Origin of the sequence: Testudinibacter sp. 'clade 2' (genome assembly GCF_006227735.1) — a bacterium.
Lineage (GTDB): Bacteria > Pseudomonadota > Gammaproteobacteria > Enterobacterales > Pasteurellaceae > Chelonobacter.
This window is the reverse complement of the sequence record NZ_VDHB01000119.1, coordinates 1-11,956: the sequence shown is the minus strand read 5'-3', so window position 1 is coordinate 11,956 and position 11,956 is coordinate 1. Positions and strand designations below refer to the sequence as shown.

Genomic DNA, 11,956 nt, shown 5'->3' with positions numbered 1-11,956 from the left:
ACACTGTGGGGCGAACCTTATTATCCGGTGGTGAAAGCGTAAATTGAAACACAAAGTGCGGTTGAGGGCACTTTATCAATTGTGCTGGATAAAAATCAGCAATATATCATTGAATACTATGAGCATTATAATTACCAAAACTGTATGAATTAGGTAATTATAATGCTCAATAAATCTAAATCTCCAATGCTTTTTCCGAAATACCAACAGGCATTAAAACAAGTGGGCGAAAATATCAAATTAGCAGCCAAAAGACGAAAATTAACCCAAACCTTAATTGCTGAACGCTCAGGGCTTAGTCGTCATACTGTGCGTAAAATTGAGCACGGTGATCCTAATGTGGCAATAGGATACTATGTGATGATACTTGGAATTTTAGGTTTGGAGCAAGATTTACAGCTAGTCGCTCAGGATGATGAATTAGGCAGAAAATTACAAGATATTGAATTGTTGAGAAAATAATAATGAGTAAAAATATTTATGCTTTTGCACACTGGGAACAATTTACTTCGCCTATTTTGGTAGGAACGCTCATTTCAGATATTGTTCGTGGCAAGGAAAATTTTCGATTTTCTTATGATATTGATTGGCTTACTTCCCCCTTTGCTCAACAAATTGATCCTGAATTACATTTATATCGCGGTGAACAATACAGTACGAATACCCAAAACTTTCGGATATTTTTAGATTCCAGCCCCGATCGTTGGGGGCGTCTCTTGATGAAACGTCGTGAGGCTGCATTAGCTTATCAAGAAAACCGTCGTCCAGCTACACTAATGGATAGTGACTATTTGCTCGGTGTGCATGATATGAATCGAATGGGCGCACTACGGTTTAAAACGGATTTAGATGGTGAGTTTTTAGATAATAATAAACAACTTGCAGCGCCCCCGTTTTCGTCATTGCGTGAATTAGAGTTTGCATCAATGAAATTAGAGCAGAGTGATAATACCGATGATCCTGACTATTTAAAATGGTTGTATATGCTGATGTCTCCAGGCTCCTCCCTTGGAGGAGCAAGACCTAAAGCCTCTATTATTGACGAAACAAGGCAACTTTGGATTGCAAAATTTCCAAGTCGACATGATGATTATGATATTGCTGCTTGGGAATTCCTAGCCTATCGGTTAGCCGTGCCTGCTGGAATTATTATGTCGCCTTGCCGTATTGAGCGATTTAATCAACCTTATCATACGTTCTTAACCCAACGATTTGATCGTATCGGCAATATTCGCAGGCATTTTACTTCAGCATTAACACAATTGGGTTATTATGATGGGGATTATGAAGCCAGTTATCTTGAAATAGCCCAATTCCTCGCTGAAAAAGGTTCAAATACACGTCATGATTTAGCTCAATTATGGAAACGGATAGTATTCAATATTGCTATATCAAATACTGATGATCATTTACGCAATCATGGTTTTGTTTATACGAACAATGGCTGGCAGCTTTCACCAGCTTATGATCTTAACCCAACTACAGCACAAGGTTTACACCTAAATATCACCGATAAAGATAATCGGCTTGATTATCAACTTGCTTTTGACGTCGCTGAATTTTTTCAACTAACTGATATCCAGGCTAAAAAACACTATGATGAGGTACTTTTTTCTGTAAAAAACTGGCAAAAAGTAGCATTTGAAATTGGTATTCCAAGATCTGAACAAGAAACAATGAAATTTGCGTTTAACCTATAATTCCGCTACTGCGCTTTCAACAATGCCACCAGTTCTTCTTCGGTTGCACAGCCCATGACCATTTCCACTTCTTCCGGGCTTAGGTGCATTAAAACTTGATATTCGCCGTGTTGGTCGATGCCGGTGATAAATTCGCCGTCTTCTGAGCCTTTGCCGCCGTATTCGATGCGTTCACAGAAAGTGAGCATGGCTTTTTCTAAACGCTGTGCGGTTAAAGTGCGGTCGGCGATATATTGCTTGGCTTCGCTTTCAGGAATCAGGTAAGCATCGACTTTGACCATTTTTTGAAATTTTTCGATTTTTTGGGACATAATGTATCTCTCCGAATGAAATGATTGCAGACCAGCTTGACATTCAATGTGGGATGATGTGGCAGGTTTCTGCCGCAAGAAAAGTGACTATTAGGATAAACGTGGGCGGTGTTAGGGAATTGAAAACACCCCCCAAATTATGTGAATAGGCTTTAAAAGGTTATTTAATTTGGCTACCGATCACACCGCCTAGTGCTGCACCACCCAGGGTAGCGCCAGTGCTGTTGCCGATCACATTGCCGGCGACGCCACCAATAGTGGCACCGATAGCAGTATTTTTTTGTTGCTGATTCATATTTGAACAGCCGGAAAAGGCAAATAATGCCATGATCAGAGCAGACAGTTTCAATAGATTTGTTTTCATATAAACTCCTTTATTTGGGCTAGATCGCATCTAGCATAACAAACTTAGGGTAAATAGATATGATGGGTCTGTAAAAAAACGTGATTATAAACATCAAATGAAGGGCAGATAAACCCAATTTCGTTTATCGCCCCTAGGTTTGAAGACAGTTATTTTACCGTTACTCGGGCAAATTTGCGTTTGCCGACTTGGTAAACCGCACTTGAGGCGGTGATCACCAATTTGGCGTCTTCCACTTTCTCACCGTCGATTTTCACCCCACCTTGCTGCACCATGCGGTTGGCTTCGGAGGTGGAAGCGACTAAGCCGGCTTCTTTTAATAAGTTTGCTAAACCGATTTCGCCTTGGAATTCAAATTCCGGCATTTCGTCCGGCATTGCGCCTTTTTGGAAACGGTTGATAAAGGTTTGTTCAGCAGCGTTGGCGTCGGCTTCACTGTGGAAACGGGCGATGATCTCTTTCGCCAATAACACTTTCAGATCGCGTGGGTTTTTGCCGTTGGCAACCTCTTGTTTGAATTGCGCAATTTCGCTCAGTGGACGGAAAGAGAGCAGATCGTACCAACGCCACATTAGATCATCGGAAATTGACATCACTTTGCCGAACATCTCGTCCGGGGCTTCGCTGATACCGATATAGTTGCCCAGTGATTTTGACATTTTTTTCTCACCGTCCAAGCCTTCGAGCAACGGTAGGGTGATCGCCACTTGCGGTTTTTGTCCGGCAGATTTTTGTAGCTCACGTCCGACCAACAGGTTGAATTTTTGGTCGGTGCCGCCCAATTCCACGTCCGCTTGTAATGCAACCGAGTCGTGCCCTTGCAGCAACGGATAGATAAATTCGTGGATTGCAATCGGTTGGTTATTGGTGAAGCGTTTTTTGAAATCATCACGTTCCAACATCCGTGCAACGGTGTAATTCGAGGCAAGGCGGATCATGCCTTCCGTACCCAATTGCCCCAACCATTCGGAATTAAACACGATGTTGGTTTTTTGCGGGTCGAGAATTTTGAAAATTTGTTGTTTGTAGGTTTCTGCGTTTGCCAGCACGTCTTCGCGGGTTAATGGCGGACGGGTAGTGTTTTTGCCGGACGGATCGCCGACCATGCCGGTGAAATCACCAATCAAGAAATAGACTTCATGCCCTAATTGTTGGAATTGGCGTAGTTTATTCAGCACCACCGTGTGTCCCAAATGAATATCCGGTGCAGTCGGATCAGCGCCCAGTTTGATGCGCAACGGGCGGTTTTCTTTCAATTTTTCAATTAAATCCGCTTCGGAAAGCACTTCTTCTACACCGCGTTTCAGCTCGGCGAGCACAGTATTTAATTCAGTCATAATATTCTCAAATGTGATTGGATATTGATAAATAATAAACGGATTATTATAAGCATAAAAACGCAAATAGAAAGGGTTAACCCATCAAATTTTAAGCAAAAAAAAGCCTCTTGTGGGGAGAGGCGTGAAATGTTGGAGTGATTATCTAGATTTATTTATGTTCTTATCTAGTGGCGCTAATGATAATCCTTATCATTAATATTGCATAGTGTGTTTACAATACTTTAAATTAGGACATTATATTTTTATCGGTACGCCATGGCTTAAGTGAAGTGCGGTCGGTGTGCCGTTTTCTTTGTCGTAACGGCAGGTGTAGCAGAGAATTTGTACGCCTTGCTGTTGCGCTTGTTGCAGTAGTGCGGCGTATTTGGCATCAATCTGTTCGGCAACTTGAAAACACTGAATTCCGCTGTGCAGTGCCGCAAAAAAGATCACCGCATGTTGTCCTTGCTGCCGCATTTGTATCAATTCCCGCAAGTGTTTTTGTCCGCGTTCGGTTTTGGCGTCCGGGAACATGCCGACCGTACTTTCAGTCAATAAGGTTGTGGATTTGACTTCAACATAACAATCGGCAAGTGCGGTTTGCGCCTCGTTTGCCTGCAACAAAAAATCAATCCGGCTGTTTTCTGTGCCGTATTTCACTTCTGGTTTAATTATTTGATATTGCGCTAATTCTGCGATTTTGCCTTGTTGCAGAGCCTCGTGCACTAACTGATTAGCTCGTGCCGTATTGACACACACCAGCTCACCGTTGGCTTTTTCAGTCAGCTCCCACGAATGACGATATTTACGTTTCGGATTATCGGAGGTGGAGTACCAAACGGTATCGCCTGCTTCGCCACAGCCGGTCATCGCTCCGGTGTTGGCGCAGTGAATGGTGATAACTTCACCGTTTGGCAATTCAATATCGGCGAGAAAGCGTTTATAACGACGGATTAATGTAGCAGACTGTAATTGTGGTAGTTGCATGATGTTTTCTTTTCGGTAAATCAATAGAGCGCTTTTAATAGCATATTCTGCTTCGAGTGCACAGATTTTTTAAAAAATTTTCCCCCATTTTCCGTAAGAAGTGATAAAGTTAACCGGATTTATTTTTTGCTGCTGCCAAGTGCGGTTTCAGTAAAAATAGTAGCAAGGATTGGAGTCAGTCTATGCTTTTTGGATTGGGCATTTGCATGCCCAAACTTTTTTAACCAGTCAATTAAGGAAGTTAACGATTATGCGAATTGGTGTACCTAGAGAACTGCTCGACAATGAGAGTCGGGTGGCGGCAACACCGAAAACCGTCGAGCAGATTTTGAAGCTCGGGTTTGAAGTGGTTGTGGAACATAATGCCGGTTTTAAAGCCAGCTTTGAAGATCAGGCTTTCGCCGAAGCCGGCGCAACGGTCGGAACGGCGAACGATGTTTGGAATTCTGACATCATTTTTAAAGTAAACGCACCAACCGATGCGGAAATTGCCACCATTAAAGAAGGCGCAACCTTGGTCAGCTTTATCTGGCCAGCACAGAATCCTGACTTAGTCGAAAAATTATCTGCTAAAAAAATCAATGTGCTGGGGATGGAATCCGTACCGCGTATCTCACGGGCACAAGCATTAGATGCGTTAAGTTCGATGGCCAATATCGCCGGTTATCGTGCAGTGGTGGAAGCGGCGCACGAATTCGGTAGCTTCTTCACCGGGCAAATCACCGCAGCAGGCAAAGTGCCACCGGCAAAAGTGTTGATTATCGGTGCCGGGGTTGCAGGCTTGGCAGCGATCGGAGCGGCAAACAGCTTGGGCGCCATTGTGCGTGCGTTTGACTCTCGTCCGGAAGTGAAAGAACAAGTACAAAGCATGGGCGCTTCGTTCCTTGAGATCGACTTCAAAGAAGAAGGCGGCAGCGGCGACGGCTATGCCAAAGTGATGTCCGACGAATTTAACCGTCGTGCATTGGCATTGTATGCCGAGCAAGCGAAAGAAGTGGATATCATCATCACTACCGCACTGATTCCGGGCAAACCTGCGCCACGTTTGATTACCAAAGAGATGGTTGAGTCAATGAAACCGGGCAGCGTGATCGTCGATTTGGCGGCGGCAACCGGCGGCAACTGCGAGTTGACCAAAGCCGGTGAAGTGGTCACTACCGAAAATCAAGTGAAAATCATCGGTTACACCGATTTGCCAAGCCGTTTACCAACCCAATCTTCACAACTTTACGGCACAAATTTAGTCAACTTATTGAAATTGTTGTGCAAAGAGAAAGATGGCAATATCAATATCGACTTTGATGATGTGATTTTACGCGGCGTGACCATCGTGCGTGACGGCGAAGTGACCTGGCCGGCGCCACCGATTCAAGTATCGGCACAGCCACAGCAAAAAGCAGCAGCGGCGCCGATTGCGAAAAAAGAAGAGAAACCGGTTAATCCGGCCGTGAAATACGGCATTATGGCAGCAGTTGCCGCCGCCTTCTTATGGTTGGCTTCGGTTGCACCGGCGGCATTTTTATCGCATTTTACCGTTTTTGTACTGGCTTGTGTGGTCGGTTATTATGTGGTTTGGAACGTCAGCCACGCGTTGCATACGCCATTGATGGCGGTAACTAATGCGATTTCCGGGATTATCATTGTCGGTGCATTATTGCAAATCGGGCACGGCAACGGGGTCGTGACATTCCTGTCATTTATTGCGGTGTTAGTCGCCAGCATCAATATTTTTGGTGGCTTCAAAGTGACACAACGCATGTTGGCAATGTTTAGAAAAGGTTAAGGAGAAAAACATGTCTGCAGGTTTTGTACAAGCCGCTTATATTGTAGCAGCACTACTATTTATTATGAGCTTAGCCGGTCTTTCTAAACATGAAACCGCCAAAGCGGGTTGTTGGTATGGCATCGTCGGGATGGCGATTGCGTTGGTGGCAACGATTTTTGGACCGGAAACGCAGGGTCATTGGTGGATCGTGATTGCGATGGTCATCGGCGCAGTGCTTGGGATCCAACGTGCGCTGAAAGTCGAAATGACCGAAATGCCGGAATTGGTCGCCATTTTGCACAGCTTCGTCGGTTTGGCGGCGGTCTTGGTCGGCTTCAACAGCTATTTTGCCCCACATGGCGTGATGGATTCTGTGATGCAGAATATCCACGATGTCGAAGTCTTTTTAGGCATCTTTATCGGCGCAGTCACTTTCACCGGATCGATTGTGGCGTTCGGTAAATTGCGTGGCATCATCAATTCCAAAGCGTTGAGCTTGCCACACCGCCATAAATTGAATTTGGCGGCGGTAGTTGTTTCTGTGTTGTTGATGTTCACATTTGTCGGCGATGCCAGCTTATTCCCGTTGATTCTGATGACGATTATTGCCTTGGCATTCGGTTGGCATTTGGTGGCTTCTATCGGCGGCGCAGATATGCCGGTGGTGGTCTCCATGTTGAACTCCTATTCCGGTTGGGCAGCGGCAGCGGCCGGTTTTATGCTAAACAACGATTTGTTGATCGTGACCGGTGCATTAGTGGGTTCTTCCGGTGCGATTCTGTCTTACATCATGTGTAAAGCGATGAACCGCTCTTTCATCAGCGTGATCGCCGGCGGCTTTGGTAACGATGTGCAGGCCAGCTCGGATGAAGAGCAAGGCGAACACCGTGAAACCAGTGCCGAAGAAGTGGCGGAATTGTTGAAAAATGCCAGCTCGGTGATCATCACCCCGGGATACGGCATGGCAGTGGCGCAGGCGCAATATCCGGTGGCGGAAATCACCCAGAAATTGCGTGACAAAGGCATTAATGTCCGCTTCGGCATCCACCCGGTTGCCGGTCGCTTGCCGGGACACATGAACGTGCTGTTGGCAGAAGCCAAAGTGCCTTATGATGTGGTGCTGGAAATGGATGAAATCAACGAAGATTTCCCAGACACCGATGTGGTGTTGGTGATCGGTGCCAACGACACCGTCAATCCGGCGGCGTTAGACGATCCGAATAGTCCGATTGCCGGTATGCCGGTGTTGGAAGTCTGGAAAGCGCAAAACGTCATCGTGTTCAAACGTTCTATGGCGGTGGGTTATGCCGGGGTGCAAAACCCATTGTTCTTCAAAGACAATACCCAAATGTTGTTCGGTGATGCCAAAGAGCGTGTGGATGATATTTTGAAAGCACTGTAAGCTATCCGATTAAAGCTCAAACCTGCTGTTGCTGACAGCAGGTTTTTTTATACTTAAAGTGCGGTTTGTGGTGCTTTAAAAAAACTTTTATTGGTGTTATCCTGGGTTTTTGAATATAGGAGAGCAATATGGCTATACATCAAATTTTAACCAATACCGTTGCCAGCATTACTGATCTCAAGAAAAACCCAATGGGAACCGTTGCAGCCAGTGATAGTGGCGCAATTGCGATTTTAAATCGCAACGAACCAGCATTCTATTGCGTAACGCCTGAATTATTTGAATATTTTCAAGAAATGCTGGAAGACCAAAGATTAAACCGAATTGCAGACGAACGTTTGAAAACATTGGAAGCGGTAAAGGTTTCACTTGATGAGTTATGAATTAATTTTTGATAAACGCGCATTAAAAGAGTGGCGTAAACTGGGTGAAACGGTACGAATGCAATTTAAAAAGAAGCTCACAGAAAGGCTGATTGCACCGCACACTATGAGTGATAAATTATCCGGCTATTCAGCGCGTTATAAAATTAAACTGCGTACTTCGGGTTATCGTTTGGTATATGAAGTGAATGATAATACAATCACGGTGTTAGTCTTGGCGATTGGTAAACGTGAAGGCGCAGAAGTGTATAAGACAGCAGATAAACGTTAGGGAAATCAAATGACCTATATCATAGGACTAACCGGCGGCATTGGTAGTGGCAAAAGTACGATTGCCGATTTGTTTGCTGAGCTGGGCGTGCCGATTGTGGATGCCGATGTGGTGGCGCGTGAAGTGGTGGCGCCAGGATCGCCGTTATTAGCGCAGATTGCCGAGCATTTTGGCCAGCAGGTGATCACCGCCGAGGGGGAGCTGGATCGAGCAGCGTTGCGTCAAATCGTGTTTGCTGACAAAGAGAAAACCGAATGGTTGAATCAACTGTTGCATCCGGCAATTCGACAACGCATGTTGCGCCGGCTGCAACAACAAACCGCACTTTATGTGTTGTGGGTAGTGCCGTTGTTGATTGAAAATAAATTGACTGAATATTGTGATCGGGTGTTGGTGGTGGACGTTAGTGAAGCCATTCAACTGCAAAGAGCGGTGCGGCGTGACAACAGTAATATTCAACAGATTAAAAAAATTATGCAGGCACAGGTCAGTCGCCAGCAGCGTTTGGCAAAAGCCGACGATGTGATTAACAATGACCGCCCTTTATCCGAGTCTGAAAAGGATTTGCGCGCGCAAGTGCTGCAATTACATCAACATTATTTAGCGTTAGCAGGGAAAAAACATGGAAAATGAGATGATCAGCGTACCTTGCCCAATCTGTCGTAAATCAGTCGAGTGGAGCGAAAACAGCCCGTTTCGTCCATTTTGCAGCAAACGCTGCCAATTGATCGATCTGGGCGAATGGGCAAATGAAGAGAAAACCATTGCTTCGGATACCGCCGATTTTGCGCTCGACAGCAGCGTGAACGGTGAGGCGCAGGATTGGGTTAAACATTAAAACAGGAGAAGAAGATGGATATTCAACATCAACAACAGCCAGGGCAAGGTGCATTTGTGATCGAACGCGACGGCGTGCGGGTTGCAGAGCTGGCATACCGCACTTTAAATCAGAATACGCTTGATGCCTACCACACCCATGTTGATCCCTCGCTACGCGGACAGGGTGTGGCGGATAAACTCTATCAGGCATTTATCGAATTTGTTGCTCAAAACGGCTACCAAGTGAAACCGAGCTGTAGCTATATTGAAAGTAAAATGCGGCGTGAGAAGCGGTTGTAATAATCAAAAAATCGAATAAAAATAAGTGGTTATATTGATGGCTGATGTGATATATCTCGATTATCATAGCAATTTTAACGTAAAATAAAAGGGAAATTATCCGATTTTTTGCCTTATGCCTATTTTTTGATAAATTGTGTTACAAAACAAAGAAAAAGGCTTGAAATCTGTTGATAGTAGGACTATGTTGTAACTAACCCTAAATGGATTTTTCTTGAGTGTTCGCACTCGACAACCTACCTAAAAAAGAGGTAAATACTATGACAGTAAACATTACAAGCAAACAAATGGAAATTACCCCTGCAATTCGCGCTCACGTTGAAGATCGCATCGCAAAACTGGAAAAGTGGCAAACCCAACTGATTAATCCGCATCTTATTTTGAACAAAACCCCGAAAGGTTTTTCGGCGGAAGCCTCCATCGGCACGCCATTAGGTGATCTGTTCGCCAGTGCCGAAGGAGAAGATATGTATAAAACCATTAATGAGTTAGAAGAAAAGCTGGAGCGCCAACTGAATAAATTACAACATAAAGGTGAGGCTCGGCGTGCGAGTGAAAGATTAAAAGACTCCTTCGAACAGTAATAAACATGTGATGCGAGCAACCCGGCAAAAAAGCCGGGTTTTTTGTGTTCTGAACTTGAGAAAAGTGCGGTTACTACATAGAATGAGACAACTTATCGTTAAACGGAAAAAATGATGCCAAAAGATTTGAACGAGATCCGCCAACAGATTACCCAACTTGATCGCCACCTGTTGAAATTATTGTCTGAACGTCATCGTTTGGCGTACGATGTGGCACGCAGTAAAGAGCAGAGCAAGAAACCGCTGCGTGACACCGGGCGTGAACAGCAGCTGCTGCAAGAGTTGATTCATTTTGCTGAAGCACAAAACTACCCACTGGAAGCGCAATATATCACCCAAATTTTTCAGAAAATTATTGAAGATTCGGTGTTGACCCAGCAGGCATATTTACAGAATAAGCTCAATCAACAGCGTGAAAACAGCATTAGCATTGCATTTTTGGGGGTGCGCGGTTCGTATTCTAATCTGGCGGCACGTCAGTATGCCGAACGCTATAAAAAGCAGTTAGTCGAATTGAGCAGCGATAGTTTTCAGCAAATTTTTGATAAAGTCGAAAGTGGCGAAGCTGATTACGGTATCTTGCCGTTGGAAAACACCACCTCGGGGGCGATTAATGATGTGTATGATCTGCTGCAACATACTCAATTATCGATTGTCGGCGAGCTGACCTACCCGATTAAGCACTGCGTGTTGGTCGCCGGAGATACCGCACTTGAGCAGATTGATACCTTATACAGCCACCCGCAAGTGATCGCCCAATGCAGCCGATTTATTCAACAATTGGAGCGGGTACACATCAACTATTGCGAAAGCAGTTCGCATGCGATGCAGTTGGTGTCGCAGCTGAATACAGCGAATATTGCCGCACTGGGCAACGCCGATGGCGGCAAGCTGTACGGTTTGCGCGTGCTGAAAACGGAGATTGCCAACCAAGCGAACAATATCACCCGTTTTATTGTGATTGCTAAAAAAGCTATTACGGTTTCGCCGCAACTACAAACCAAAACACTGTTGTTGATGAGCACACCGCAAACGGCAGGCTCGCTGGTGGATGCACTATTAGTGTTTAAAAACCATCATATTCAAATGAGCAAACTGGAATCGCGTCCGATCTACGGCCGCCCGTGGGAGGAGATGTTCTATCTGGAGATCGAAGCCAATATCAACGATCCGCAAACCCAAACCGCACTTGAGGAACTGAAACAGGTCAGCACCTACCTCAAAATCCTCGGTTGTTATCCGAGTGAAATTGTGCAACCGGTTGATCCGGCTTAAGGTCGTTCAGGCTTAAATCTAGGGGCTGTTGATCTTTTGTGTTTATAAATCAAACAAAAAGAGTGTGATTTTATCCGACAGCGACCTACGGTCGCAATCGGTTAAGCATTGATGAGAGGCTTTGCCTCTCTGAAGCAGCCGCAAAGCGGCTGATCTATGCGTAACCTAGTACGGCTTTGCCGTGCTAGGCTAAAGGGATAGTTTTAGCTCAAATAATATACTTAAAAGATCAACACACCCTAGATTTTTACTAAATAACAATCCGCACGTGAAACGTGCGGTTTTTCGGCTACCCTATAAGGGCCTAGTACTTCACATGCCCCTCAAGGGGCATGTCAGACTGCTGACAAACCCCACTAATTTTTATGGTTAGTGGGTTTTATTTTGGGCGTAGTGGGTCAAAATACTTTTTTAGATTAGATGAAACTTACATGGCTTAGAATCTGCGTTTAATAAGGCTATTTTTCCTAAAATAA

At 44.9% G+C, this 11,956-nt stretch carries 15 protein-coding genes; 11 read left to right on the top strand and 4 right to left on the bottom strand.

Features of this window, described 5'->3' with window-relative positions:
* The first annotated feature begins 162 nt into the window (after positions 1-162).
* Complete coding sequence (locus tag FHQ30_RS09565; RefSeq protein ID WP_139610299.1) at positions 163-462, top strand: helix-turn-helix domain-containing protein; 300 nt, start codon at positions 163-165, stop codon at positions 460-462.
* Positions 463-464: 2 nt separating this feature from the next.
* Positions 465-1,700, top strand: coding sequence for a type II toxin-antitoxin system HipA family toxin (locus FHQ30_RS09560; protein WP_176552586.1), 1,236 nt, complete (start codon positions 465-467; stop codon positions 1,698-1,700).
* A 5-nt stretch (positions 1,701-1,705) separates the two neighbouring features.
* Here the strand turns inward: FHQ30_RS09560 and FHQ30_RS09555 are convergent, their stop codons facing one another.
* The 4 genes from FHQ30_RS09555 to sfsA form a co-directional block, all read right to left on the bottom strand.
* On the bottom strand, positions 1,706-2,011 hold the full coding sequence (locus FHQ30_RS09555) for a hypothetical protein (protein WP_139610301.1): 306 nt from the start codon (positions 2,009-2,011) through the stop codon (positions 1,706-1,708).
* A gap of 160 nt (positions 2,012-2,171) precedes the next feature.
* The gene (locus tag FHQ30_RS09550; protein ID WP_139610302.1) at positions 2,172-2,375 is read right to left on the bottom strand and encodes a YMGG-like glycine zipper-containing protein; all 204 of its coding nucleotides are present in this window, start codon (positions 2,373-2,375) and stop codon (positions 2,172-2,174) included.
* 149 nt (positions 2,376-2,524) lie between these two features.
* The gene (gene tyrS, locus FHQ30_RS09545) at positions 2,525-3,712 is read right to left on the bottom strand and encodes a tyrosine--tRNA ligase (protein WP_139610303.1); all 1,188 of its coding nucleotides are present in this window, start codon (positions 3,710-3,712) and stop codon (positions 2,525-2,527) included.
* 237 nt (positions 3,713-3,949) lie between these two features.
* Positions 3,950-4,681, bottom strand: a complete 732-nt coding sequence (sfsA, locus tag FHQ30_RS09540; RefSeq protein WP_139610304.1) for a DNA/RNA nuclease SfsA — start codon at positions 4,679-4,681, stop codon at positions 3,950-3,952.
* A gap of 250 nt (positions 4,682-4,931) precedes the next feature.
* On the opposite strand from sfsA, the gene pntA reads away from it, so the two are divergent.
* From pntA to pheA, 9 genes are all read left to right on the top strand, one after another.
* Positions 4,932-6,464 (top strand): Re/Si-specific NAD(P)(+) transhydrogenase subunit alpha, encoded by a 1,533-nt coding sequence (pntA, locus tag FHQ30_RS09535; RefSeq protein ID WP_139610305.1) that lies wholly within the window; start codon positions 4,932-4,934, stop codon positions 6,462-6,464.
* A 10-nt stretch (positions 6,465-6,474) separates the two neighbouring features.
* Complete coding sequence (pntB, locus tag FHQ30_RS09530; RefSeq protein WP_132964696.1) at positions 6,475-7,848, top strand: Re/Si-specific NAD(P)(+) transhydrogenase subunit beta; 1,374 nt, start codon at positions 6,475-6,477, stop codon at positions 7,846-7,848.
* 128 nt (positions 7,849-7,976) lie between these two features.
* Positions 7,977-8,231, top strand: coding sequence for a type II toxin-antitoxin system Phd/YefM family antitoxin (locus tag FHQ30_RS09525; protein WP_139610306.1), 255 nt, complete (start codon positions 7,977-7,979; stop codon positions 8,229-8,231).
* On the top strand, positions 8,221-8,502 hold the full coding sequence (locus FHQ30_RS09520; protein ID WP_139610307.1) for a type II toxin-antitoxin system RelE family toxin: 282 nt from the start codon (positions 8,221-8,223) through the stop codon (positions 8,500-8,502). Before FHQ30_RS09525 ends, FHQ30_RS09520 begins: the two co-directional genes overlap by 11 nt.
* A 9-nt stretch (positions 8,503-8,511) precedes the next feature.
* Positions 8,512-9,135: a dephospho-CoA kinase gene (coaE, locus tag FHQ30_RS09515; RefSeq protein ID WP_139610308.1), complete on the top strand. Its 624-nt coding sequence runs from the start codon at positions 8,512-8,514 to the stop codon at positions 9,133-9,135.
* Positions 9,125-9,340 carry a DNA gyrase inhibitor YacG gene (gene yacG, locus FHQ30_RS09510; RefSeq protein WP_139610309.1) on the top strand — a complete coding sequence of 72 codons (216 nt, stop codon included), beginning with the start codon at positions 9,125-9,127 and terminating at the stop codon, positions 9,338-9,340. Before coaE ends, yacG begins: the two co-directional genes overlap by 11 nt.
* Before the next feature lie 14 nt (positions 9,341-9,354).
* On the top strand, positions 9,355-9,621 hold the full coding sequence (locus FHQ30_RS09505) for a GNAT family N-acetyltransferase (RefSeq protein ID WP_139610310.1): 267 nt from the start codon (positions 9,355-9,357) through the stop codon (positions 9,619-9,621).
* Positions 9,622-9,881: 260 nt separating this feature from the next.
* Entirely contained in the window at positions 9,882-10,205 is a 324-nt protein-coding gene (gene raiA / locus FHQ30_RS09500) for a ribosome-associated translation inhibitor RaiA (RefSeq protein ID WP_132964684.1), read from the top strand.
* Between the two features lie 114 nt (positions 10,206-10,319).
* Positions 10,320-11,480: a prephenate dehydratase gene (pheA, locus tag FHQ30_RS09495; protein WP_139610316.1), complete on the top strand. Its 1,161-nt coding sequence runs from the start codon at positions 10,320-10,322 to the stop codon at positions 11,478-11,480.
* Positions 11,481-11,956 lie beyond the last annotated feature (476 nt).

Excerpts from the sequence above, each read along its gene's own strand:
- pheA (WP_139610316.1), top strand. The coding sequence starts at position 10,320 with ATGCCAAAAGATTTGAACGAGATCCGCCAACAGATTACCCAACTTGAT.
- FHQ30_RS09520 (WP_139610307.1), top strand. The coding sequence starts at position 8,221 with ATGAGTTATGAATTAATTTTTGATAAACGCGCATTAAAAGAGTGGCGT.
- coaE (WP_139610308.1), top strand. The coding sequence starts at position 8,512 with ATGACCTATATCATAGGACTAACCGGCGGCATTGGTAGTGGCAAAAGT.
- tyrS (WP_139610303.1), bottom strand. The coding sequence starts at position 3,712 with ATGACTGAATTAAATACTGTGCTCGCCGAGCTGAAACGCGGTGTAGAA.
- FHQ30_RS09555 (WP_139610301.1), bottom strand. The coding sequence starts at position 2,011 with ATGTCCCAAAAAATCGAAAAATTTCAAAAAATGGTCAAAGTCGATGCT.
- FHQ30_RS09505 (WP_139610310.1), top strand. The coding sequence starts at position 9,355 with ATGGATATTCAACATCAACAACAGCCAGGGCAAGGTGCATTTGTGATC.
- yacG (WP_139610309.1), top strand. The coding sequence starts at position 9,125 with ATGGAAAATGAGATGATCAGCGTACCTTGCCCAATCTGTCGTAAATCA.
- FHQ30_RS09550 (WP_139610302.1), bottom strand. The coding sequence starts at position 2,375 with ATGAAAACAAATCTATTGAAACTGTCTGCTCTGATCATGGCATTATTT.
- FHQ30_RS09565 (WP_139610299.1), top strand. The coding sequence starts at position 163 with ATGCTCAATAAATCTAAATCTCCAATGCTTTTTCCGAAATACCAACAG.
- FHQ30_RS09525 (WP_139610306.1), top strand. The coding sequence starts at position 7,977 with ATGGCTATACATCAAATTTTAACCAATACCGTTGCCAGCATTACTGAT.
- sfsA (WP_139610304.1), bottom strand. The coding sequence starts at position 4,681 with ATGCAACTACCACAATTACAGTCTGCTACATTAATCCGTCGTTATAAA.
- FHQ30_RS09560 (WP_176552586.1), top strand. The coding sequence starts at position 465 with ATGAGTAAAAATATTTATGCTTTTGCACACTGGGAACAATTTACTTCG.
- pntB (WP_132964696.1), top strand. The coding sequence starts at position 6,475 with ATGTCTGCAGGTTTTGTACAAGCCGCTTATATTGTAGCAGCACTACTA.
- pntA (WP_139610305.1), top strand. The coding sequence starts at position 4,932 with ATGCGAATTGGTGTACCTAGAGAACTGCTCGACAATGAGAGTCGGGTG.
- raiA (WP_132964684.1), top strand. The coding sequence starts at position 9,882 with ATGACAGTAAACATTACAAGCAAACAAATGGAAATTACCCCTGCAATT.